General features: G+C 42.9%; 18 protein-coding genes. 12 read left to right on the top strand and 6 right to left on the bottom strand.

Annotated features, from left to right (window positions below):
- The first annotated feature begins 31 nt into the window (after positions 1 to 31).
- Positions 32 to 1,468, top strand: a complete 1,437-nt coding sequence (locus tag T515_RS05060; RefSeq protein WP_036608601.1) for a 6-phospho-beta-glucosidase — start codon at positions 32 to 34, stop codon at positions 1,466 to 1,468.
- 95 nt (positions 1,469 to 1,563) lie between these two features.
- On the opposite strand, the gene T515_RS05055 is transcribed toward T515_RS05060, so the two are convergent.
- Together T515_RS05055 and T515_RS17345 are read right to left on the bottom strand one after the other, a co-directional pair.
- Positions 1,564 to 2,553 (bottom strand): PstS family phosphate ABC transporter substrate-binding protein, encoded by a 990-nt coding sequence (locus T515_RS05055; protein ID WP_036608374.1) that lies wholly within the window; start codon positions 2,551 to 2,553, stop codon positions 1,564 to 1,566.
- Positions 2,550 to 2,693, bottom strand: coding sequence for a hypothetical protein (locus T515_RS17345; RefSeq protein WP_155988278.1), 144 nt, complete (start codon positions 2,691 to 2,693; stop codon positions 2,550 to 2,552). Before T515_RS17345 ends, T515_RS05055 begins: the two co-directional genes overlap by 4 nt.
- A 740-nt stretch (positions 2,694 to 3,433) precedes the next feature.
- Here T515_RS17345 and T515_RS05045 point away from each other — a divergent pair.
- From T515_RS05045 to fumC, 3 genes are all read left to right on the top strand, one after another.
- Positions 3,434 to 4,222: a Uma2 family endonuclease gene (locus T515_RS05045; protein WP_036608370.1), complete on the top strand. Its 789-nt coding sequence runs from the start codon at positions 3,434 to 3,436 to the stop codon at positions 4,220 to 4,222.
- Positions 4,223 to 4,249: 27 nt separating this feature from the next.
- Positions 4,250 to 5,389: a Gfo/Idh/MocA family protein gene (locus T515_RS05040; protein ID WP_036608367.1), complete on the top strand. Its 1,140-nt coding sequence runs from the start codon at positions 4,250 to 4,252 to the stop codon at positions 5,387 to 5,389.
- A gap of 153 nt (positions 5,390 to 5,542) precedes the next feature.
- Positions 5,543 to 6,907, top strand: coding sequence for a class II fumarate hydratase (gene fumC, locus T515_RS05035; RefSeq protein WP_036608365.1), 1,365 nt, complete (start codon positions 5,543 to 5,545; stop codon positions 6,905 to 6,907).
- A 111-nt stretch (positions 6,908 to 7,018) separates the two neighbouring features.
- On the opposite strand, the gene T515_RS05030 is transcribed toward fumC, so the two are convergent.
- Together T515_RS05030 and T515_RS05025 are read right to left on the bottom strand one after the other, a co-directional pair.
- On the bottom strand, positions 7,019 to 8,314 hold the full coding sequence (locus T515_RS05030) for a hypothetical protein (protein ID WP_051671448.1): 1,296 nt from the start codon (positions 8,312 to 8,314) through the stop codon (positions 7,019 to 7,021).
- A gap of 111 nt (positions 8,315 to 8,425) precedes the next feature.
- Positions 8,426 to 9,574 carry a GGDEF domain-containing protein gene (locus T515_RS05025; protein ID WP_036608362.1) on the bottom strand — a complete coding sequence of 383 codons (1,149 nt, stop codon included), beginning with the start codon at positions 9,572 to 9,574 and terminating at the stop codon, positions 8,426 to 8,428.
- A 270-nt stretch (positions 9,575 to 9,844) separates the two neighbouring features.
- Here T515_RS05025 and T515_RS05020 point away from each other — a divergent pair, with 270 nt between their 5' ends.
- From T515_RS05020 to T515_RS05005, 4 genes are all read left to right on the top strand, one after another.
- A complete protein-coding gene (locus tag T515_RS05020; RefSeq protein WP_036608359.1) occupies positions 9,845 to 11,794 on the top strand; it encodes a BglG family transcription antiterminator in 1,950 nt (649 codons plus the stop codon).
- 114 nt (positions 11,795 to 11,908) lie between these two features.
- Positions 11,909 to 13,363 (top strand): glycoside hydrolase family 1 protein, encoded by a 1,455-nt coding sequence (locus tag T515_RS05015; RefSeq protein WP_036608356.1) that lies wholly within the window; start codon positions 11,909 to 11,911, stop codon positions 13,361 to 13,363.
- Positions 13,364 to 13,529: 166 nt separating this feature from the next.
- Positions 13,530 to 14,882 carry a PTS transporter subunit EIIC gene (locus T515_RS05010; RefSeq protein WP_036608354.1) on the top strand — a complete coding sequence of 451 codons (1,353 nt, stop codon included), beginning with the start codon at positions 13,530 to 13,532 and terminating at the stop codon, positions 14,880 to 14,882.
- Between the two features lie 310 nt (positions 14,883 to 15,192).
- Positions 15,193 to 16,473, top strand: a complete 1,281-nt coding sequence (locus T515_RS05005) for an SLC13 family permease (protein ID WP_036608351.1) — start codon at positions 15,193 to 15,195, stop codon at positions 16,471 to 16,473.
- A gap of 105 nt (positions 16,474 to 16,578) precedes the next feature.
- Here the strand turns inward: T515_RS05005 and T515_RS05000 are convergent, their stop codons facing one another.
- Positions 16,579 to 17,556 (bottom strand): GTP-binding protein, encoded by a 978-nt coding sequence (locus T515_RS05000; protein ID WP_051671447.1) that lies wholly within the window; start codon positions 17,554 to 17,556, stop codon positions 16,579 to 16,581.
- A gap of 240 nt (positions 17,557 to 17,796) precedes the next feature.
- A complete protein-coding gene (locus tag T515_RS04995) occupies positions 17,797 to 18,864 on the bottom strand; it encodes an NAD(P)-dependent alcohol dehydrogenase (RefSeq protein ID WP_036608349.1) in 1,068 nt (355 codons plus the stop codon).
- A 260-nt stretch (positions 18,865 to 19,124) separates the two neighbouring features.
- Between T515_RS04995 and T515_RS04990 the strand changes: the two genes are divergently transcribed.
- The 4 genes from T515_RS04990 to T515_RS04975 all read left to right on the top strand — a co-directional run bounded on the left by T515_RS04990 (position 19,125) and on the right by T515_RS04975 (position 23,386).
- Positions 19,125 to 20,555, top strand: coding sequence for an MATE family efflux transporter (locus T515_RS04990; protein ID WP_051671446.1), 1,431 nt, complete (start codon positions 19,125 to 19,127; stop codon positions 20,553 to 20,555).
- Between the two features lie 90 nt (positions 20,556 to 20,645).
- Positions 20,646 to 21,467: an NAD(+) diphosphatase gene (gene nudC, locus T515_RS04985; protein ID WP_036608347.1), complete on the top strand. Its 822-nt coding sequence runs from the start codon at positions 20,646 to 20,648 to the stop codon at positions 21,465 to 21,467.
- Positions 21,468 to 21,709: 242 nt separating this feature from the next.
- Positions 21,710 to 22,234 (top strand): nitroreductase, encoded by a 525-nt coding sequence (locus tag T515_RS04980; protein ID WP_036608344.1) that lies wholly within the window; start codon positions 21,710 to 21,712, stop codon positions 22,232 to 22,234.
- A gap of 105 nt (positions 22,235 to 22,339) precedes the next feature.
- Entirely contained in the window at positions 22,340 to 23,386 is a 1,047-nt protein-coding gene (locus T515_RS04975; RefSeq protein WP_051671445.1) for an aldo/keto reductase, read from the top strand.
- The last annotated feature ends 98 nt before the right edge of the window (positions 23,387 to 23,484 follow it).

Genomic DNA, 23,484 nt, shown 5'->3' with positions numbered 1-23,484 from the left:
GTTGGCAGATAGAATTATGAAAGGAATATTTATGTCAGTATTAAGAAAAGATTTTTTATGGGGAGGCGCAGTTGCGGCCAATCAGTGTGAGGGTGCCTGGAACATTGACGGAAAGGGTGCTTCCGTATCAGATATGTGTACAAACGGAAGTCATAAGACTCCTAAGAGATTAACAACATCAATTGAACCGGATACTCTTTATCCATCACATGAAGCCATAGATTTTTACCATCATTACGAGGAAGACATTGCTCTCTTTGCAGAGATGGGGTTCAAATGTTTCCGTACTTCCATCAACTGGACCCGTATCTTCCCTACGGGCGAGGAGACGGAGCCAAATGAAAAAGGGCTCGAGTTCTATGACAGACTTTTTGACTGTTGTAAAAAGCATGGTATCGAGCCGCTGGTGACCATATCTCATTATGAACTTCCCTACAATCTTGTGGAGAAGTACAACGGATGGGAAGGAAGAGAACTCATTGCCTGCTTTGAAAACTACTGCCATGTTATATTTGAGCGCTTCAAGGATAAGGTTAAATACTGGCTTACTTTCAATGAAATCAATGCAGGAACCATGCCTCTCGGTGCAGTTCTTTCAACAGGCACCGTCAAGGGATACAATGGACCTGTTACAGAGGTTCCTGATAAGCCTCAGGAGCGTTACCAGGCACTTCATCATCAGTTCGTTGCAAGCGCCAGGGTGATAAAGTACGCGCATGAGCATTATCCTGAGTTCAAGATGGGAAATATGATCTGCTTTGTCCTTTCATATCCTATGACATGCAAACCAGACGATATTCTGTTAAATCAGGAGCATATGAGAGAAGTCAACTGGTACTGTTCCGACGTTCAGGTAAGAGGAGAGTATCCTTCATATGCACAGAGCATCTGGGACAGATACGGAGTAAAGCTTAAGATTGAGGATGGTGACCTTGAGGACCTTAAGGCAGGAACCATTGATTTTTATACCTTCAGTTATTACATGACAAACTGTATCAGCGCAGATCCTGCGAATGAAGCATCAGACGGAAATCTTATTGCAGGTCTCAAGAATCCTTATCTCAAGGCATCTGACTGGGGCTGGCAGATCGACCCTCAGGGACTTAGATTTGCTCTTAATGAAATCTACGACAGATACCGCATCCCTCTTATGGTAGTTGAGAACGGACTCGGTGCCTACGACAAGATCGAGGAAGACGGCACTATAAACGACAGTTACAGAATAGATTACCTCCGTCAGCATATTGAGGAAATGAAGAAGGCTGCAGCAGAAGGTGTTGACCTCATGGGATATACACCCTGGGGCTGCATAGATCTCGTTTCAGCTTCAACAGGAGAGATGGCCAAGCGTTACGGCTTTATCTTTGTTGAGAAATATGATGACGGAACAGGCTCTCTTGCGAGAAGAAAGAAAAAGTCCTTCGACTGGTACAAGAACGTGATAAAAACAAACGGTGAAGAACTGTAAAGCGGTAGAATGATTAGTAAAGCCCTGAAAGAGGATCTTCAAAAGCGGCTTAAGGAGATTGCAGAAGCTTATGAAAAGGAGATATAGCTGTTGGATCAGATGGGATTTATCGCCACATAACCGCATTCTTCTATCAGTTTCTGACCTTCTTTTGACAGTAGCCAGTCAACGAGTTTTGGAACATTGGGATTTGTATTATCTTTTCGGCAGGCAGCATAGAAGGCGGCGGTTAAGGGATACCGGCTGTTTCTGATGTTTTCTGCATCGGGATAAATGCCGTTTACGGAAAGCATACGGACATTATCATTTGCCACCATTCCCGAAAGATAGTACCGGAAAGAATACCCGATGGAGGCTCCGAATATCGCGAATATGCTGCGACTTTTCAGCATGTCATTTTCCATGAATTTTTCCATCATAGTCTGGCTTCCGGAATTTTTGATCCTGAGAAGCGGGTTAATGCTTCTGTCGGCACCGCCCACTTCCTTCCAGTTTGTGATCTTTCCCCTGTAGATTCCCCTTATCTCATCAACGGTAAGGCTGTCTACAGGGTTGTTTTTATTTACGAAGAATACAAATGCTTCAAGTCCTATGGGAACCAGTTCGATATCTATGCCTTTTTCTTTTGCTGTTTCCATCTGCTTTTCCGAAGGATGTGCAGTAAAGAACAGATCTACAGAACCATCGAGAAGAGCATCGAACCCGCGGATAGTGTTCTGATACTGCATAACACTGTCTTCTGCGAAATTTTCTCCGTACTGATTATCATCTGAAAAAGAGCCACCCTCATAGGTGACAGACCCTTCCGGATAAACTGAATCTATGACTGAGGCATATACAGGAACCAGTGCCGCAGCACCATCAAGTACAGGAAGGTCATCCTCCTTTGAAAAATGCATGGAGGAACCTGTCCTTGCAAGATCCGAAGTATCTTCAAAAGGAAGATATCTTGCCACATCCACCATTTTTGTCTGTGATATACCGCTGTAATTATTACCGAGACGGCGGGTGACGGATGTGTATAAAAAGACATTGACAAATACAAAGAAAAGGACGGAAGCCGCTATGACAGCTGTTTTTTTCATGGCCACAGCTCCTTTGAAATAAAGTATATGATTGAAGAATGCTCATAGGCATAATAAATATAGGCAGCATGTAAAGCCGTGATGATGACTCCTGCTGCGACTATGGAAACAAGGATTCGTATAAACACTTTGTCGCTCATATCTGTATCTTCTTTCCTGATTACATGTTTTGAACTATCGCTATGGTAAGAAGCAGCAAAAGCACGGATAAAATGATCACTGTTGCCATCAATCCGAAACTTATGACGGCTAAAACCATAATCCAGGTCTTTCTTTTCCTTCCCGCTTCTTTGGCTTTTACGCCATCCCATATAAATAAACCAAGTGAAAAGATGAAAAAAAGAAAAAATGGCGCAAACCACATATAAAAAGAGTTCATTTTTACCTCCATGGGCACTGATCCTATGACGTGAGTGTCAAAAGCCGACATCGAATCGTTCCGGGAGCAGCGCTCTTACACGTATGTAATAGAATCATTATATCCCGAAGGATTTCTGAAAGTTATATATACTTTCTGATAATTCCTTTACTTTTTGAGATTCCGGGTTGGGAATGGCAGACATATCTTTTGTTTATCGCACTCACAATTATATTTTTCGATATAAGATATATATCTTTTTTGATAGCCTTGCTTTAATGGATTTGTGACAGTTTCACATAAAGGCTTCGATGAAAAACACGTTTTAAACATAGGCAGCCTAAGTATCAAAAACGCCATTTGGATATTATGTGGATATTTTAATATCCATTTAATATCCAAATATGGTTGATTGATAAAAATAAACAGGTTATAATTGAAAGTACATATCAGCCAATCCGGATGACATCTTCATGTCAGATTTAAAAGCAGGATTTATGAATTCGCTTGGGAGGTACGATTATGACTATTGAGGAGATGAAAAAGAAAAAAACCGAAAAAGGTTATACCAATGAGATGCTGTCAAAGCTTTCAGGTGTCCCCCTGGGAACTGTTCAGAAGATAATGAGCGGAGAAACCACAGCTCCCAGAAAACTTACCATAGATGCGCTTTCAAAAGTTCTTGGTGATGGACCGGTTGACTATACAAAAGTGACACATACAGAAAGTGGTGTGGTATCTGAAACAGCAGTGGCATATTCGGCAGAGGGGGGGAAAAAGAGATATACCATAGATGATTACTATGCCATACCCGATGACCGGAGGGTTGAGCTTATAGATGGGGTTATTTATGATATGGGAGCCCCGTCTCTGACTCATCAGAGGATACTGGGTGATATTTTTGTTTTATTCAGAGAATGTGCTGCAAAGCATAACATGCCATGCGAGGTCTATCTTTCTCCCTGTGATGTAAGACTTGATAAAGACAATTACACCATGGTGCAGCCGGATCTTCTGGTGATCTGCGGAGAATATGACGAAAAGGGAATACGATACGAGGGTGCGCCGGAACTGGTGGTTGAGATATTATCACCTTCCTCCAGAAGCAAGGATATGGTACTTAAACTATATAAATACCAGAATGCCGGAGTTAAGGAGTACTGGATCATAGATTCCAAACATAGAACAGTTTATGTTCATGAGTTTATGGATGAAGACTATGCCCCGAAGCAGTATGACTTTGATGCCGAGATACCTGTGGGTATATCCGGAGGAAAATGCAGCATCGACTTTTCAAAGGTGAGGGCATGATATAAATATAGGAATAGCGGTGATGATATGAAGACAGCTGTGATAGGAGTAGGTAATATGGGGAGCAAATATGCTTCCATGATATTTGATGGAAAGATAAAGGGGATGGAACTTGCAGCACTTACCAGAATGCGTCCGCCATACAGCGGGATGCTTAACGCTGCTGTGGATTCAGGTGTGCCGGTTTTTGATTCGGCAGATGATATTTTTAATGAAGCGGAAAAGGGTGTTTTAAAGCTTGATGCAGTGGTTATTGCCACACCTCACATTTCCCATGAGGATATCGCCCTTAAGGCATTTGAACATGGTTTAAATGTACTGACAGATAAGCCTTCAGGGGTATACAGCAGGCAGGCAAGGAATATGGAGGAGGCAGCTGAGCGGTCCGGAAAGGTGTTTTCCATCGTTTTTAATCAGAGAACTTCACCGGTATATATAAAGCTTAAAGAAATTCTGGAAAGCGGAAAATATGGTGAACTAAAGCGTGTGAACTGGATCGTGACGGATTGGTACAGACCTGAAAAGTATTATACTTCAAGTTCCTGGCACGCTACCTGGAAAAAAGACGGAGGAGGAGTTTTACTGAATCAGGCACCTCACAATCTTGATATGATTCAGTGGCTTTTCGGTATGCCGGTAAAGGTGCAGGGCTTTTGTAAAGAGGGACACTTTCATAACATAGAGGTTGAGGATGATGTTACAGCTTACCTTGAGTGGAAAAATGGTGCAACCGGAGTATTTATTACTTCAACAGGGGAAGCTCCGGGTTCCAACAGGCTGGAGATATCCCTGGAGGAAGCCACCATTATATGTGAGAACGGGAGACTCAGAATAGGTGAAACATTTCCGGAAATGCAGCAGAAGGAACCGGAATACCGTGTGGAATCAACTGATTATTTCAGAAAGATAAACGGTAGCTGGAGTGAACTTTGTTTTGAAAAGGAGCCGGCTCCGTATGAAAAAGTACTTCAGAGTTTTTCTGATGAATGTAACGGTTCAGGCACAAGTATAGCCCATGGAAGTGAAGGACGTAAGAGCCTCATGATATCAAATGCCATCTATTTATCTTCCTGGGAGAAAAGGATGATTGATATACCGGTATTTGGTTCTCTGCAGGAACTTGAATTCGAACAGGAATTTGAAAAGAGGCTTAAAGAACGAGGATGATACTTATTATCGAAACCGGCTGCGGAAGGATTCAAGGTCGACTTTCACACTCTCGTCATGATATGATGTGAATGTTGCTGTACGAAATCTGCAGGTTGGTACACCTGAGTGGATTTCGAATTATGTGTGGAAGTGAAAAAATGAGGAGAAAACATGGAATTTAGGATCGAGCATGACACAATGGGAGAAGTAAAAGTACCGGCGGATCATTTCTGGGGAGCTCAGACTGAGCGTTCTCTGGAGAACTTCCGTATAGGAACCGAAACAATACCAGGAGAGGTTATACATGCATTTGCAGTTCTGAAGTCTGCGGCAGCGGCTGCGAATCTTAAGCTGGGAAAGCTTTCGAAGGACAGAGCAGATGCCATCATGGGAGCCTGCAAGGATATAATAAATAACAAATATCCGGAGGAGTTTCCTCTTAAGGTATGGCAGACAGGTTCAGGCACACAGTCCAACATGAATATGAATGAGGTCATAGCTCACGTTGCGGTACATGACCATCCGGAGGTGAGCATTCATCCCAATGACCATGTAAATATGTCTCAGTCTTCAAATGACACTTTCCCGACAGCCATGAACATGGCTGCAGTGATCGCCATACAAGAGAATCTGATTCCTGCAGTGGACACCCTTATTGAAACCATGAAGCGCCTTGAGAAAGAAAATGCAGACATCATTAAGATCGGACGCACACATCTTCAGGACGCGGTACCTTTAAGGTTCAGCCAGGAAATCTCAGGCTGGAGAGGTATGCTGGAGGAATCAAAGGCTCAGATCATAGAAGCTTCAGCCCACTTGAGAAAGCTGGCCATAGGCGGAACTGCTGTGGGTACAGGTCTTAACTGTCCTGAGGGCTTTGACAGGATTTGTTGTGAAGAGATTTCGACGATAACCGGGCAGGAGTTTAAAGCAAGTGAGAATAAATTCCATGCTCTTACGTCTAAAGACGGATATGTTTATGTAAGCGGCGCATTAAAGGGACTTGCTGCAAACCTTATGAAGATAGCCAATGATGTAAGATGGCTTGCCAACGGCCCACGCTGTGGCCTCGGTGAGATAAGCATACCTGAAAATGAGCCGGGAAGCTCTATCATGCCGGGTAAGGTTAATCCCACTCAGTGTGAGGCTATGACAATGGTTGCGATTCAGGTTATGGGTAATGATACAACCATAGGTATCGGAGCATCCCAGGGAAATTTCGAGCTTAATGTCTTCATGCCGGTGCTTGCCTATAACATGATGCAGTCCATCAGGTTACTTTCTGATGCCGTTGTTTCCTTCGATAAAAACTGTGCGTCAGGAATAAAAGCCAAGAAGGACAAGATGGAAGAAAACCTCAGAAATTCACTTATGCTGGTTACCTGCCTTAGTCCTGTAATCGGCTATGAAAATGCAGCAAAATGCGCTCATAAGGCATTTGAAGAAAATACAACATTACGTGAAGCCGTTCTTTCTCTTGGTTTTCTTTCAGGAGAGCAATACGACGAGACTGTCAGGCCGGAAAAGATGGTTTGATTACTTCGAGCAGGTGGATTTCCACCTGCTTTTTTTGAGTAAACGGATAAGCTAAAACACGGAGGGTTCTTTTTATAGAACCTTCCGTGTTTATCTGACCAAAATCTGATGCTATTTCTTTGGTGCTTTTTCTTTCTTTTCTGTTTTGTAATAAAGGAAGAGGTCAAGTTTGGATCCAAATTTTAAAGAGCTGTCTTTCATGTAACCCGCGGCGTTTTTCTTTATGGCGATGGTATTCATGGCACTCTTAAGACTGGTTGCATATATCCATCCGATAAGAAGCCCGATGCCTGCACATATCAGTTCTCCCTTAAGGGTGATGCCTCCGGATAAGAAGAGGAACGACAAGGCTGAGAGTATGATAAATGCTATCAGGAAGGTCATAGTCATATATTTATAGTATTTACCTTTATCTATGGGAAGACTTCCAACCATTTTGCCGGTTTGACCGTTTATTCCGAAGGTATATGAGTTTCCCTCATACTTTGTGGTCATCATCCATACAGGCAGCATGGCGTATTCGGCTTTGGCATCGGAAAGCTTTATACTTTCGCTTTTCTGGGAGACCTCCGTATAGCCGGTTACCGCTTCCCGCATTTTGTTCCGGAAAGTATTCTGGACTCTTTCATTGGCTCTTGGCTGCGCGTCATTTTCCGGTACATCATAGCGATCAGCAAGGTATCCTGAGAAGTAGGCAGCATCATAGTCAGTTGCTTTTCCGAAATCAAAGGGTTCCAATGAGTCCATAGTGGCATCATCCATCTGTGATGAAGCATCTACCGGGATTCTGTTGAAGTCCATTTCACCGGATCTTGTGATACGGTAATAATCCTTTCTTTCATAGGTGTACTTGGCATCCTCCCAGGTCTTTGCCTTTACGCCCTCAAAGGAAACGGAACCTCCTGCGTGACAACTGTACAGCCAGAAGGGTACATAGATACCTGTGATCTTATCAATACGATTTCCCGCAGTAAAAGAATCCGGCAGGAGTTTCTTTCCTTTGGTGAATTCCTTAAGTTTCTCGCATGCCTGTTTTTTGCCTATGGCAAAAGGAATCACTAAATTCGGACGGTACAAACCTTCAAAAGACTGCGGAATAATGGACGGATTACCGCAATACGGACATTCCGTTGCTGCGGTATGTTCGTCAGCAACCATTTCGGCTCCGCAGGACTGACACCTGTACCCTTGGACCTTTCCGTTTTCATCACTGATAATCTGCTGATTTGGAGTATCCCATACAAGATTATTGCCACCGGCGTTTTCTTTCAGAGATTCCTCCGCAGCCTTTACCTGATCCATGCTGAACTGTGAGCCGCAATACTCACATGCCATTTCCTGGACCTGTCCGCTGTAGACCAGTTTTGCACCACAGCATGGACACTTAAAGTTAATTACATTACCCATATACACCCCTCTTTCATTATATGTCGTGAGTGTCAAAAGCATTTGCCACTCCCTGTTTAGCGCCAAAGCACACATCCGTGTGCAGTGTGCTGTTCATTTTATTGTTAATGTTTATTTCTTTTCGGCTTTCTTTTCCTTATACATGGCACTGTCGGCACGTGACAGCAGATCCTTAAGACTTTCCCCGGTTTCTGATTTTGCTACTCCGATGCTGACTGTAAGCTCAAAGGGAATATTTTTTTTAGCTGACAGTTCTTTAAGCTTTTCTCTTATGATGTTCTTCAGTTCCCCGGTCTCGTCTTCACTGTTTCCCGGGGCGAGAATAACAAATTCATCCCCGCCAAATCTGGAGATTACGGTACCCTTGTCCATTCCCTTGCAGGCAGATTTTAATGTTTCTGCGATGATCTTAAGTGCCTTATCCCCCTGGAGATGACCGTAAGTATCATTTATCTGCTTAAAATGATTGACATCTATAAGATAAAGCCAAATGTTATCAAGCTCGCCTGAGTTCTTTGACAGGCTGTCAAAGGAGTGATTAAGCTGTTTCCGGTTGTTAAGTCCTGTCAGCGGATCAAGTGATATCAACTGATCGATCCATGTGAGATACAGGAAAAATGTCGAAAGGGAAATCGCTACGCATGCAACCGGAAATTTTGGATATACAAACTGCAGGATTCCTGATAATCCCGGACCGATGGGGAAAAGACAAAGCCTTATGAGAAAAGCTTTATTCTGTTCATCGGTTTCTTTAAAAATGTTTATCACGGCTCTGATGAAAGCTATCACTACATAACTATATGAGAGGACATATGTAAGAATAAAAAGCGGTCCTCTGTGATATACTCCGCTTTCATCAACATAGAAGAGAATCTTCCCGAAGGGATTAATCAAAAGAAGTATCACCAGTATCCACAGCAGTAAAGTGGAATACATGACATGTTTTCTATTCTTTACGAAGCTGGTTTCTCTTAGATACTCAAAATAAAGGAACCAGAAAAAACACATAAGCTCGGTTGACAGAAAGTAGAGCTCCTTACATGTCATAAGCAGTATTTTGCCACCCGGAAGTACCCCCTTATATATCAATATGAACAGTGTGTCGGAAGCAAAAAACAGCATTTCCGCAATTATGGATATGGCAAAATGCGTTTGCGCAACCATCTTTGAAAGTCCTCTGGTCTTGAAGAGGATGATTCCTATAAGTATGAGAGAAAAGAGATTTATCTCAAAGTAAAGAATTGCATATTCATTCGGCATTATATAAAACTCCGGTTCAAAAAACTTTCACTCTTTTATTTTACTATAAAAGCATTGGTAAATTAAATCATACCGGTTTTATTATACCAAAATTCGTAAGATATGGAGATGTTATCGCCATATAACACCATGCTTCTATCAGCTTTCCGGAATATTTTATCTTTATTGTAAAGGAGCTTGCAGGTGAAAAGTAAAAAATATAGTATAGCTTAAGGAACGTGAATAAGTGTATTTAAAGCTATTTCCTTCCTGAGGGAGCGGATCACAAACATGGAATTAACCAACAGACAAATCTACATCATTTCATATCTTTTGAATAATCCGGAGGGGATGAATGCGGATCACCTGGCTTCGAAGGCAGGGATTTCTTTTCGTACCCTTCAGACTGAAATCAGAGACATTAACAAAAGCCTTCAGGACGGGGCCGCAATTATCAATGTTGGAAAGCATGGTTATGCGGTAAGAAATTTCAGTGAAAAAGCCAGGGAGACTATACTTGCCCAGGCTGATGACCGTCAGACCATGCTGATGCCGGAGCAAAGAGTGAATGATATTCTGTCGGCACTGCTTTTTGAGAAGGACTATATAAGCATGGAAGCCCTGGCAGGAAAGCTTTTTCTTTCAAAGGGTACTGTTTTCAGAACTATAGAGAATTCAAGTGTCTTAAAAAAGCTTGTGACTGTGAACAGGACAAAGGGACTGATGGTAGACCTTCCTGAATTTCAGAAAAGGCAGTATCTGAGCAAGGTCTTTGACAGGGAATCAGCGGAAATCTATGCACCAAATGTTTCTGCGAAATATAAAGGTCTGGATGGAATAATGAGAACCTATATGGCGAAGCTTTTTGTTTCCCATCAGTATCATGTTTCTGGAGAAGCCCTGAGAAGTTTCCGGCGATACATGATACTGTCCCTTATCAGAAGCAGTCTGGGATATACACTGGAACAGATGGATCACGGACTTGCCATATCATCCCTGATGAATGAGCTTATGGATATCATTCATTCTGTAACGGGAATGTCCTTTTCTGAGTCGGAGAAGCAGGATCTGCAGGCAAAGTTAAATGAGCTTCCTGCATTTCTCATTGAGATTCCCGAAACAAGAAGGGCGTGGATTGCTGAATGGGAACCTAAATACCGTCGTTTCATCCAGTGTGTCAGAGATACTTTCGGCCTGGAGTTTTCCATGAAGGAAGATGAGAAACAGAGATTCCTTCTTCATGTATATAAGCTGCATCAACGGGCAGACTACGGACACCATATCAGTAATTACTATAAGAGGGAGATAAACAGAACCTATGTCCTTGCGACACAGATAGTTTTAAGCTGTTTTGAAAAGGCTTTTGGATTCAAGGCCCATGAAACGGAAGTGACGTTCATTGCCCTTTACGTTGCCATGGCTATAAGATTCAAGGAGAAGCCTGTTCCGTGCATCATAGTCACCTCGAAGAATCCCAGTCTTGTCTGGCCTATGAAGCAGTGGATAGAGGAGCATTTTCCCAATGAAACAGGCCGGGTTATGGTGGTCGAACATTATCTTTGGCTCAATAAGGAACTCAGGAGTAAGTATGTGCCGGAACAGGATGAGGCTCTGATTCTTACAGCCAGCGCTTCTATGGCACTTTCCTGTCCGGAGGCGGTACTTGTAAAGCTTTTTGCTCTTGATAATGAGTACGAGCTTATAAGCAAAAGGATAAAGGAGATAAAAAAGCGTCAGAGAGACAGAGAATTTGAGGAATATGTAGAAAGATATGTAAGGTTCAAAAACGTGACAGCCCTGGAAGCTGAAGAGTTCAAAGATTTGCCGGAACTGATAAATGGGTTATGTTCCGATTCAGTAAACCCCGGTCCGGATAAGGAAGATGATTTTAGTGGTAGTGTTGAAGGAAATCATAGTTCACCGGATTTAAAGCCGGTTGAACCAGTGAAAATGGACTATGGAGATGAGGCGCTTTCTTTATCTTCTGAAATATATGAATTTGTTCTTGATACAGATTCTTTTCTGGTGCCGAGAGTACATATGAGAAAAGCCCATCCCGGGGATGAAAACAGCATACAGATCATTTATCTTGAAAAACCTGTATTATATCGCGGAACAAACATAAGGTCAGTGGTGATATCAGACTACTACACGGAAACAAATGAGATGATAAGTTTCTACAACCTGATAAGTGAGATTTTAAAGCCGGGAAAGATAGATGAACTGAGACTCTCTTTATAATCAGGGGGCATTCTATAAATCCATTCCATTTATTGCATTGAAACTTTGCAATTTATGGAATGGATTTATTTTTTTTAAGAGTTTATTCTGAATACATCAAAATAAAAGGAGCGTGTGAAATTGAAATTTCCTTCGAATTTTCTATGGGGCGGAGCCCTGGCGGCGAATCAGTGCGAGGGTGCCTGGAATGAAGACGGCAAGGGGCTGAGTGTTCAGGATGTTCAGGCTTTTAAGCCTAAGGTTGATCAGAAGAACCTGAAAGAAAATACAGCGGTTACACTTGAGGGTCTCAAGGCAGCAGCTGCGGAAACAGATACCACTTACTATCCAAAGCGTCATGGAATAGATTTTTACCATCGCTATGAAGAGGACCTGGATCTCTTTAAGGAGATGGGCTTTAAGATTCTTCGAGTGTCCATCCAATGGACCAGACTCTATCCTACAGGTCATGAGGCAGAGCCCAATTTAAAGGGCGTTGAGTTCTATCACAGACTTTTCACTGCCATGAAAGCAAGAGGCATTGAACCTATGGTGACACTTCATCACTATGAGATGCCGCTTAGTCTTGCGTTTTCCGGCAACGGCTGGGTTTCAAGAGATGTGATAGGGCTTTTCATGAAGTTCTGTGAAACCTGCTTCAGAGAGTATGGTAAGTATGTTAAATACTGGATGGGCTTCAATGAGATCGACAGCTGCGGAAGACATCCTTTTACTTCTGCCGGTATCATTCCGGAACTCAGTACGGAGGGTGTGGATAAGGCATGTTATCAGGCACTTCACCATCAGTTCGTGGCGTCTGCATTGGCGGCAAAAATGCTTCATGAGATGGTCCCCGGAGCACTTATGGGATGTATGCTTACAAAGCTTACCTGTTATCCGTATACCTGTGAGCCAATGGATGCCCTGGCTACACAGAAGAGAAACCTTGAGAATCTCAGCTACACGGATGTGCTTGTTTTTGGTGAGTACCCGAAACTGATACTTAGAGATCTTGAAAAGAGAGACATTAACATAAAAATGGAAGAGGGAGATCTTAAGCTCATAAAGGAGAACACTGTTGATTATGTGAGCTTCAGTTACTACATGAGCATGACAGAGTCTGTTTCCCCTGATGCCCCGAGAACACCGGGAAATACGGTTCTGGGAGTCAAGAATCCGTATCTTAAGTCCAGTGAATGGGGATGGCAGACGGATCCTGTGGGACTCAGATTCTCTCTCATAGAGATGTATGACAGATACAAAAAGCCTCTGTTTGTTGTGGAGAATGGTCTCGGAGCCAGAGACAGGGTGGAAGAGGACGGAAGCATTCACGATGATTACAGAATAGAATACTTCAGAAATCATTTTGTGGAGATGGCAAAGGCCATTGATGACGGAGTAGAGCTGCTTGGTTACACAAGCTGGGGCCCTATAGATATCATCAGCGCTTCCGGGAACCAGATGAGTAAAAGATACGGTTTCATCTATGTGGATCAGGATGATTACGGAAAGGGAACACTGGCACGTTCCCGTAAGGACAGCTTCTACTGGTACAAGAAGGTCATTGAGACAAACGGCGAAGAGATGTGATACTTAAAGGGATTTTCTTATTTTATGTGATAAATCCCGGTATAGAGTATCTTTGATTTAGAAGAGTGGAAATCATTAAAACAATTCGAATCTGAAGGGGATTCGTTAATGAAGAATGTGGCCTGAAAATGAAGGTTGACATTAAACAGTAAGGAGAGCTAAAGCAATGAAGAAAGAACTTGATTTCAAAACCATGGCGCCTGCTATAATCGCAGCAGTGGGCGGCGCTGAAAACATCAGCACACATACACACTGTATGACAAGATTAAGACTTGTTCTTGTTGATAAGAAGAAGGCTAATGAAGCGGAACTTAAGGCAATCGACGGAGTTAAGGGTGTTGTAGACCAGGCCGGTCAGTATCAGATTGTTATCGGACCTTCCGTTGAGCAGCTTTACAATGAGATGCTTCCACTGCTTCCTGCAACAGGAGCAGAGGCACCTGTTAATGAGAACCTTGACGGAGAGGTTAAGGAGAATACAGTTAGCAAGGTATTTGCATTTATCTCAGGCTGTATCACACCTACACTTCCTGTACTTATCGGTTCAGGTCTTATATCCGCACTGCTTGCCATCGTGAAGTTCATGAATCCGGCAGCTACAGAGACAAACACTTATATACTGGTTAATGCATTGGCACAGGCAGCATACAGTTATCTTCCTGTTATGGTTGCCTTCGCAGGTGCACGTCGTCTCAAGACCAATGAATATGTTGCGGCATTTGTGATGCTTGCCCTTTGCTCAGGCTCCATCTCAGGTGTTGAGGAGCTTGATCTTTTCGGTATCGCTCTTACAAAGGTCAGCTACACATCAAATATCGTACCTGCACTTCTTATGGTTCCTGTCATGGCAGTTCTTGACCGACAGATTATGAAGGTTCTTCCTGATGCTGTTAAGTCAATTCTCAGACCGTTTATTCTCGGCCTTGTGATGTTCGTACTTACACTTCTTATCCTTGGACCTATCGGAACCATCATCGGAACAGCTCTCGCTAACTTCTGCGTATGGCTCACAAGCTTCGGCGGAATCAGCATGGCAGTGCTTTCAGCATTACATCCTCTTCTTGTAATGGTTGGTATGCATACAATCATCACTCCGCTTATCGTAAACGAGATCACAACCTACGGTTCATCACTTCTTTTTACAAAGGCTCTTGCAGCTAACCTTGCTATCGCAGGTGCAGCTCTTGCGGTTGGTGTTAAGGCTAAGAAGGCAGAGAACAAGCAGACAGGTATCTCGACAGGTATCACAGCGCTTCTTTCAGTAACTGAGCCTGCACTTTACGGATGTCTCATTCGTCTCAGAAAGCCTCTTATCTCAGCAATCGCTGCAGCAGCCATCACCGGAATATTTGTAGGTATGTTCGATGTTCGGGCTTATGCAACAGCATCCTGCTCATTCCTTACTCTTCCTATCTTCCTTGGCGGAACCATGCAGAACTTCGTATTTGCCTGTGCTGCAGCAGTTATCGCTACAGTCCTTGGATTTGTAATCACCTGGTTTGTAGGATTTGATGAATGATATGCCGGTATGCTTATTTAAGCATATTACTTTCAAAACAAAGCTATAATAACAAAACCAAATGAACTCCCCGGATATGTGTCGGAATAATACATATCCGGGGAGTTTTGCTGTAGATAATGAATTGACATAAGTGTCATGAGGTAAGGACGCTTTTGCGGCGCCGGAGTGCGGAATGATTCGTGTCGACTTTTGACACTCATGTCATTGAATATGTAAAGGATTATTAAATCCTGATTACTATATCCGGATCTGTTTCGTGATACAATGAATCAAAGAGCGCTATGATCATTTCGGAAGGGAGCCAATCTTGGAACTTAAAACAGTAGCATTGATTCTTTTTATATTGATGTATGTTGTCATGATAGCAAAATCCGACTGGAAACTGTACGCCATATGGTTTGTTGCGGTTTTATTTACTGTTCTCGGCATTGTGGAGAGAAATCTGTTTTACATACTGTCGGCAGTGAACTGGAATGTGCTTATGATGATAGGCGGCACCATGATAGTGGTGTACTATTTCATTGAATCAAAGATGCCTAACCTTCTTGCTGATATAATTCTTGATAAGTGTAAGAACGTGATGTGGGTCATCATTCTGATGTCTCTTTTTTCGGGGGCCGTTTCTGCATTCATTGATAATGTTGCCACAGTGCTTATGATAGCACCTGTAGGACTTGCCATATGTAAAAAGTTGGATATTTCCCCGGTTCCCATGATTCTTTCTATTTCGGTTTCATCAAACCTTCAGGGAGCAGCGACCCTGGTGGGGGATACAACATCCATCATGCTTGGAAACTACGCTGATATGAATTTCATTCAATTCTTTTGGATGAAGGGAAGACCCGGTATCTTTTTTGCAGTTGAACTGGGGGCATTGTTTACAGTTCCGGTTATGATGTTCCTGTTTAAAAAATTCACACAGTCAGTTGAAGCAAAGGAAAAGACTCCGGTAACAGATATGGTGCCGACTTTTACTCTGTGCGGAATAGTAGTATGTCTCATCATCGCTTCCTTTATTCCGGATACCCCCTCGGTGACAAACGGTGTCATATGTATGGTCATAGCGGCAATAAGTGTGATTTACGATTATATAAAGAATAAAGATAAGCTTAATATAAAGAATGCATTTTCTTCGGTTGATATGGAAACCCTGCTTGTGCTCTGCGGACTTTTTATAGTCATACAGGGCATTACGGATGTGGGGCTCATTGATGATGCTGCAAAAATAATAGTAGATGCGGGAGGGGATAATGTCTTTCTTCTCTACACAATAATTGTGTGGGGATCTGTTCTGTTCTCTGCATTTATCGATAACATCCCTTATGTTGCCACTATGCTTCCCATCATCACAAGTATAACCGCAATTCTCGGAATGGAACCCTATCTTCTTTATTTAGGCCTTCTTTCCGGAGCCACTCTCGGGGGGAATATCACTCCCATCGGTGCAAGTGCAAACATAACTGCCGTGGGCATACTGAAGAAAGAAGGATATGATGTTTCATTTTCTGATTTTATGAAGATAGGTTTGCCTTTTACCCTTGTAGCCGCCGGCACAGGCTATATGTTCATTTGGGCATTCTGGAGATGAAGAGAAATATAATTTAATCTCCCGGTTCTGCGCGGTACCGTGCAGAACCGGGAGATTTATTCTTGTAAACTCAAGTCATAAAATATGTGATTGATATGGATGAGATCATGCCCTCATGGCAATTTTTGATCCCATATTCCTGTTGATGATCTTTTTATTCATGGAAAGATTTCGTCCGTCAAACAGGCTTCCGGTCCGTATGCCCAGTCCGATTCTGTCGATATCCTTTCCTATAAATACACACTGATTTGCTGCTTCCGGTGAATCTGAAATTGAGTATAGACCATCCGCAAGATCAAAGCGGAGAGTTTCACTGCCGACAGGGATGGTGCCTTTGGCTCGGACGATATGTCCAAACTGTCCTCTCAGGCAATCCTCTAAAAGCTGAATGAGCTGGAATGGATTCTCCATAGAAGCATGGTTCATGGTTATCTGTGAGAAATCGTCCTTCGCTGTTTCCGTTTCTTCCACATCTATGTTATCGGAAGGAAGAGCCATGACAGAACGCCACCAGTCATCATCCTGCTTTGAATAATGTCTGCAAATGATTTCCGCTTCCGGATTTATCTCTTTGACAGCTTTTTCTGTGGCTGCGAGAACTTCAGCATCTTCATTTTCACATTTTGAAAAGACTACAGTTTTCGCATGTGCTATCTGATCTTTGTAAAGAGCCTCAAATTCCATCATGTTCTGGTTGTAGCTGCGTGGAGCTATAACAACTATAGGATTAAGCAGCGTTACAGGATCGTGAAGAAGAGGCTTTAAGTTGGAGAGGATATTGCTGAGCCTTCCTACACCGGTTGGTTCTATAATGAGATACTCAGGAGACAAACCGGAAAATACAGTAAATACCGAATTTACGAAGCTGTCTTTCATGGTGCAGCAAACGCAGCCTTCCATAAATTCCAGAACCTCCAGCTTTTTATCGCCGGTATCGGCATTTCGAAGTTCTCCTGCATCGATACTGTTGTTTCCGTATTCATTTTCCAGAATAACCGGGGCGGTGCCTGTACGACGTATGAGTTCTTTAATAAAAGTGGTTTTACCGGCACCTAAAAAACCGGATACGATAAGAATCTTCATAATAGAATCCTTTCTGCTGTTGAAGGTATCAAATCATACTGAAACCGGAAGCTATGATATCACATGAGATAACTTACTGCGATGGAAGAGTAAAGGTTTGGGGTGTTCTTCTAGAGCAGCAAGTCCTTACTTCAACAGAAGGAGCGGTCAAAGACCGCTCCGGAATATTATTTAATGTATGTTTAATAGGATGTCATACACCTGACAAATCTTATTTCATCGACCGGTGTACGAAGTCTTTTATGGGTTGTTGTCAAGGATAACAACCGGCTTGATGAGCTCTGCAGGCTTATCCTTCATGAGCTGAAGTGCCTCAGGAATGTGCTCCCAGCCATGGAATACATGAGTTGAAAGCTTGCTTACATCCAGCTTACCTGATGATACGAGAGCACCGAGCTTCTCCATGCGGAGACGTCCGCCCGGCATGAGACCGCCGTTGATCTGCTTGTGACCCATACCTACGCCCCATTCTACACGTGGGATAGTGATGAAATCACCGCTTCCGAGATAGTTTACATTACCGATCTTTCCACCCGGCTTAAGAGACTTAACGGCTGATTCAAAGGTCTTAACGCTTCCGCCTGCGATAACTACGCGGTCAACACCCTTGCCGTTTGTAAGCTTCATAACCTGATCTTCGATGGTTCCGTCCTTGTAGCTGATGAACTCGTCAGCGCCATAGAACTTGGCGGCCTCTACGCACTTAGGACGTGTTCCTACTGCGATAATGCGGGAAGCTCCACGCATATGTGTACCTGCTACTGACATAAGACCAACAGGTCCGATACCTATTACCAGAACTGTATCACCGAACTGAACATCTGCGAGCTCTACACCATGGAAACCTGTGGGAACCATGTCTGAAAGCATACATGCATCCTCGAGGCTCATTCCCTCAGGCATGTGTGCAAGGTTTCCGTCGGCATCATTAACATGGAAAAACTCGGAATCAAGACCATCCTTGAAGTTTGAGAACTTCCAGCCTGCAAGCATTCCGTTTGAGTGCATCGAGTAGCCGCTCTGTGCTTCGAGTGAGTTCCAGTCAGGTGTGATGGCAGGAACCAGAACCTTATCGCCCGGTTTAAAATCCTTAACCATGGAACCAACTTCAACGACTTCAGCACATCCCTCATGTCCGAGGATCATGTTGTGACGATCACCTACAGCACCTTCCCAAACAGTGTGTACGTCTGAAGTACAGATAGCGATGGCAAGTGGCTTACATATAGCATCCATTGGCCCACATACAGGACGCTCCTTCTCAATCCAGCCAACCTCACCGATCTTAAGCATCGCAAAACCTTTCATATAATTACTCCTTCTTTGTGTATTTTTTATAACCCGGTCGGGCTAATTCACGAAACAATGTTAAAAGATTATCAATAACTCTTGAATAATGATACTTAATAATGGTGAATATTGTCAATGAAATAACGAAAAATATTTTCAAAATAGGCATACTGCACACATAAAATGTTACAGAATTGGTTGAAATGATACATCGACATCTGTGTTATTATTTTTATGGTATATTAAAAAGATTGAAACAGATATTCCGGAGAATGAATATGAGTTTTTTGGATAAAGAAAAATTTGATTGGAGAGATTTTCTTAAAAGAGTTGCTGTTATTGCGATTCCGGTGGCTTTGCAGAATCTCCTTACCACAACAGGCTCCATGGTAGATACCATGATGATCGCATCTATAGGCAGAATCGAGGTTGGTGCAGTAGGTCTTTGCGCCCAGTTTTCGTCACTGATGTTCAGCTGTTATTGGGGATTTGTTGGCGGTGGAATGCTGTTTCTTTCCCAATACTGGGGCGTCAAGGATGATGACGGCATAAACAGATCTTATGGAATCACCCTTTCCTGTCTTTTGACTGTAGCTTTAATTTTCTGCATAATGGCTATATGCTTTCCAGGGCTCGTAATGAGTCTTTATACAGATAAGGAAACCATACAGAGAATAGGCATAGAGTATCTCAGGATAGCAGGATTTTCATATCCCCTTATGGTGATATCCGTGGCCATGTCTGTGCTTTTAAGATGTACTGAAAGAGTTCGTATTCCTCTGTACGGTTCTTTGGTAGCTGTGGCAACAAACATATTTCTTAACTGGGTGCTGATTTTCGGCAACCTGGGATTTCGCCCCATGGGTGTAAGGGGAGCTGCGCTGGCTACGGTTATTGCACAGGCTGTAAGCATTGGCATCATAACACTTTTCGCCTTCAGGAACAGACATGTCTATTTTTTTGCTGTGAACAGGCACTTTAGATTTACTAGAGCCTTTATGTCTGATTTTTTCAGAAAGTGTTCACCTATCATAGCCAATGAGTTTTTCATAGGACTTGGAAATATGGTGATCAATGTTGTCCTGGGCAGACAGCCGGAAGAAGCCATCGCTGCAGTGGCTGTATTCAGAACTCTGGAGGGTCTGGTCATAGGATTCTTTGCAGGCTTTTCCAATGCCGCTTCCATCCTTGTCGGGAAAGAGGTGGGTACCGGAAATCTGGATACTGCTTACAGGAGAGCATGGAGGCTTGTATATCTTTGTCAGCTGGTTATAGGTCTGGTGGTATTTTCTCTTGTATTACTGCATGTGCCTATACTGACTGTTATGGGGATGAAAGGAGAGAGCTTCAGGATAGCCTTTGGTTTTCTGTGCATATATGCAGTTGCGGCATTTATCAGAATGGGCAACTGGACCCAGAACGATACATTCAGAGCTGCAGGGGATGCTTCCTATGGTACCATACTTGAGATCGTTTTTATGTGGCTGATGCTCATACCGATTGTATGGCTCACAGGTATGGTATTGAAGCTGCCAACACTTCTGGTGTTTGCCTGCTGCTATCTGGATGAGCCCATTAGATATGTGCTCATGCAGGTACATCTTTATCGCGGTAAGTGGATAAAGCCGGTAACGCCGGAGGGCAGGGCAGCTCTTAAGGGATGGAAGCCATGTAAGCCCGGATTTATACAGGTAATTAAAATGACATAATCCTGGTGCAGTGAAGTTTATCTTATACTTTTGTGCAGGTACATGTGGGTAGATATGACACCCGGATTTAAATAAAGGAGCTATGAACTTATGATACAGGATATTTTTCCAAGCAGACTTGATAACAGTTTTAAGAATCTTTCTCCGGTTGATGAAGACCTCCTCATTATTTTTAACAGTGAGGGCAGGATATGTCTCGGGAAAAGTGGAACAGATATACTTTTTCCAAAGTGCAGTGAAATAAAGGCTGCAGGTTTCGTATATCTTTTTTCTCTGGATGAAAAACGTTTTTTCCTTTCTCTTCATGAGGATACCTTCGAAAAGGAGGGATTCTTGTTTTATTCCATTCGTGAGGTCCGTGATCATTTTTCCGGTAAGGAAGTGTATGCGGTATTTACAGCATATCACCTATGGAAGTGGTACTCTGACAATGTCTTCTGCGGCAAGTGTGGTGACATACTTGAACTTGATGATAAGGAAAGGGCTCTCAGATGTCCGAAATGCGGAAACATTATCTATCCACGAATCAATCCTGCTGTCATAGTAGGGGTTATAAAGGGTGATTCCATTCTTATCACACGATACAGGGCGGGATACAGCCACAACGCCCTTGTGGCCGGTTTCACTGAGATAGGTGAGACCTTTGAAGAAACCGTCGCAAGAGAGGTTATGGAAGAGACCGGTGTGAAGGTGAAGAACATCAGGTACTATAAGTCACAGCCCTGGGGCATGGCCCAGGACATACTGGTGGGCTATTACTGCGATGCGGAACCGGACTCGGAGATCAGGATGGACGAAAGTGAACTTAAGTATGCTGAATGGGTTAAGCGTGAAGATATAGTTCTTCAGCCAAACAATCTGAGTTTGACAAATGAAATGATGAGACGCTTCAAAGAAGGGTGTGAAGTGTGATAAATAAACGGTATTAGTTTATTCAGATGACTCGTTTATGAGGAATGGAGATCCGAGCATTCCGCCGGATAAGATAGAGATCATTGTATGAAAATATAATGAGCCCGGAAAAAATAAGATGTATTGCGCACAATATAATAGCTTTAAATACATAGTTGTGATATAGTAGATTGGAAACAGTTAATATAGCACTGTATGGTTTAAATGATAAATATACTTATGTTTAAAAGAAAGGGGTAAACATGAACGAGACATTAAAAGTACTGGAAACAAGAAGAAGCTGCAGAAATTTCAAGCCTGATATGGTAAAGAAGGAAGAGCTCGAAGCTATACTCAAGGCAGGAACTTATGCTGCAACAGGAATGGGAAAGCAGAGTCCAATCATCATCGCGGTTACTGACAAAGAGCTCAGAGATAAGATTTCTGAGGAGAACAGAAAGATCGGCGGTTGGAATGAAGGCTTCGATCCTTTCTATGGCGCACCTGTCATCCTTATTGTTCTTTCAGATAAGAGTGTACCGACTCATGTTTATGACGGTGCACTTGTAATGGGAAATCTTATGAATGCGGCAGAGAGTCTCGGCGTTTCCAGCGTTTGGATTCACAGAGCAAAGGAAGAATTTGAGTCTGATTTCGGAAAGGAGATTCTCAATAAACTTGGAATCCAGGGAGACTATGAAGGTATAGGGCATTGTGCTCTCGGTTATGCTGCGGCACCTTCAAAGGAAGCGGCACCAAGAAAAGAGAATTACGTATACTGCATCTGATATTTATCCAAGTATCTGAAGGATGATTTTCGCCCGGATTCAAAAGAATGGAGAATTCGGGCGTTGAATTATCTATATGTGTAAAAAACGAAGGAGATAGTATAAATGTATATTACCGATGAATATAAGGCAGCAGAAGGAAGATATGACAATGAAGCCGGCTTTTACAAGCGGGTTGGACGTTCAGGCTTAAAGCTTCCTAAGGTATCCTTGGGGCTCTGGCACAATTTTGGTTCCAAGGATGATACAGATAACATGAAAGAACTGCTTTTCACTGCATTTGATCATGGTATCACTCATTTTGATCTGGCAAACAATTACGGCCCCGACAACGGTACCGCAGAAGAGAATTTCGGTCATATTTTTGCAAATAATATGAGAGCTTACAGGGATGAAATGATCATTTCCACGAAGGCCGGATACTACATGTGGAAAGGACCCTACGGAGACTGGGGTTCAAGAAAGTACCTTATTGCTTCTCTTGATCAGTCACTTATGAGGATGGGACTCGACTATGTAGACATTTTCTATCATCACCGTATGGATCCGGAGACTCCTGTTGAAGAGACCATTATGGCACTGGATCAGATAGTCCGCTCCGGTAAAGCACTTTATGTCGGCATTTCAAATTACAACGGGGAGCGTGCCGCAGAGGCGATGAAGATTGCGAAAGAGATACATCTGCCTTTGATCATCAATCAGAACAGATATTCTATTCTGGACAGGACCATAGAAGGAAACGGCCTCAAGAAGTATGCCGGTGAGTCAGGTATGGGAATCATCTGTTTCTCACCTCTTGCCCAGGGAATGCTTTCTGAGAAGTATCTTCATGGAATCCCTGAAGATTCCAGAGTTGCAAGGGATGGAAGATTTCTCCATGCATCAGACATTAGCCCTGAAAAGCTTGAGGCTATTCAGAAGCTTTCTGACATCGCAAAGAGAAGGGGGCAGACATTGCCCCAGATGGCACTTGCCTGGGATCTGAAGGATCCTGAGATCACATCAGTTCTGATCGGAGCCTCAAAGCCATCTCAGATCATCGAGAATATAAGTGCAGTTGAGAATACTGTTTTCACTGAGGAAGAACTGAGAGAGATCGATGAAATCGCAGGAACTGTCATGGATAAACTTGACCCGAGAAGACACGTATAAAAAGATATGACCATAAAAGCAGATTCTCAAATGTACCGACACTCAAAAGTCAGACTTAAAAAATCTAACGCTGGGAGGTCATACCAACTGAGGGTCTG

The organism is Oribacterium sp. P6A1, from assembly GCF_000702885.1.
Lineage (GTDB): Bacteria > Bacillota > Clostridia > Lachnospirales > Lachnospiraceae > Oribacterium.
This window is presented reverse-complemented; position numbering and strand designations above follow the sequence as displayed.

What these genes read in the sequence shown, in the direction of transcription:
- T515_RS05055 (WP_036608374.1), bottom strand. Translation starts at nt 2,553, where the DNA reads ATGAAAAAAACAGCTGTCATAGCGGCTTCCGTCCTTTTCTTTGTATTT.
- T515_RS05030 (WP_051671448.1), bottom strand. Translation starts at nt 8,314, where the DNA reads ATGGGTAATGTAATTAACTTTAAGTGTCCATGCTGTGGTGCAAAACTG.
- T515_RS05045 (WP_036608370.1), top strand. Translation starts at nt 3,434, where the DNA reads ATGACTATTGAGGAGATGAAAAAGAAAAAAACCGAAAAAGGTTATACC.
- T515_RS04995 (WP_036608349.1), bottom strand. Translation starts at nt 18,864, where the DNA reads ATGAAAGGTTTTGCGATGCTTAAGATCGGTGAGGTTGGCTGGATTGAG.
- fumC (WP_036608365.1), top strand. Translation starts at nt 5,543, where the DNA reads ATGGAATTTAGGATCGAGCATGACACAATGGGAGAAGTAAAAGTACCG.
- T515_RS04980 (WP_036608344.1), top strand. Translation starts at nt 21,710, where the DNA reads ATGAACGAGACATTAAAAGTACTGGAAACAAGAAGAAGCTGCAGAAAT.
- T515_RS05000 (WP_051671447.1), bottom strand. Translation starts at nt 17,556, where the DNA reads ATGAAGATTCTTATCGTATCCGGTTTTTTAGGTGCCGGTAAAACCACT.
- T515_RS05010 (WP_036608354.1), top strand. Translation starts at nt 13,530, where the DNA reads ATGAAGAAAGAACTTGATTTCAAAACCATGGCGCCTGCTATAATCGCA.
- T515_RS04990 (WP_051671446.1), top strand. Translation starts at nt 19,125, where the DNA reads ATGAGTTTTTTGGATAAAGAAAAATTTGATTGGAGAGATTTTCTTAAA.
- nudC (WP_036608347.1), top strand. Translation starts at nt 20,646, where the DNA reads ATGATACAGGATATTTTTCCAAGCAGACTTGATAACAGTTTTAAGAAT.
- T515_RS05040 (WP_036608367.1), top strand. Translation starts at nt 4,250, where the DNA reads ATGAAGACAGCTGTGATAGGAGTAGGTAATATGGGGAGCAAATATGCT.
- T515_RS04975 (WP_051671445.1), top strand. Translation starts at nt 22,340, where the DNA reads ATGTATATTACCGATGAATATAAGGCAGCAGAAGGAAGATATGACAAT.
- T515_RS17345 (WP_155988278.1), bottom strand. Translation starts at nt 2,693, where the DNA reads ATGAGCGACAAAGTGTTTATACGAATCCTTGTTTCCATAGTCGCAGCA.
- T515_RS05020 (WP_036608359.1), top strand. Translation starts at nt 9,845, where the DNA reads ATGGAATTAACCAACAGACAAATCTACATCATTTCATATCTTTTGAAT.
- T515_RS05060 (WP_036608601.1), top strand. Translation starts at nt 32, where the DNA reads ATGTCAGTATTAAGAAAAGATTTTTTATGGGGAGGCGCAGTTGCGGCC.
- T515_RS05025 (WP_036608362.1), bottom strand. Translation starts at nt 9,574, where the DNA reads ATGCCGAATGAATATGCAATTCTTTACTTTGAGATAAATCTCTTTTCT.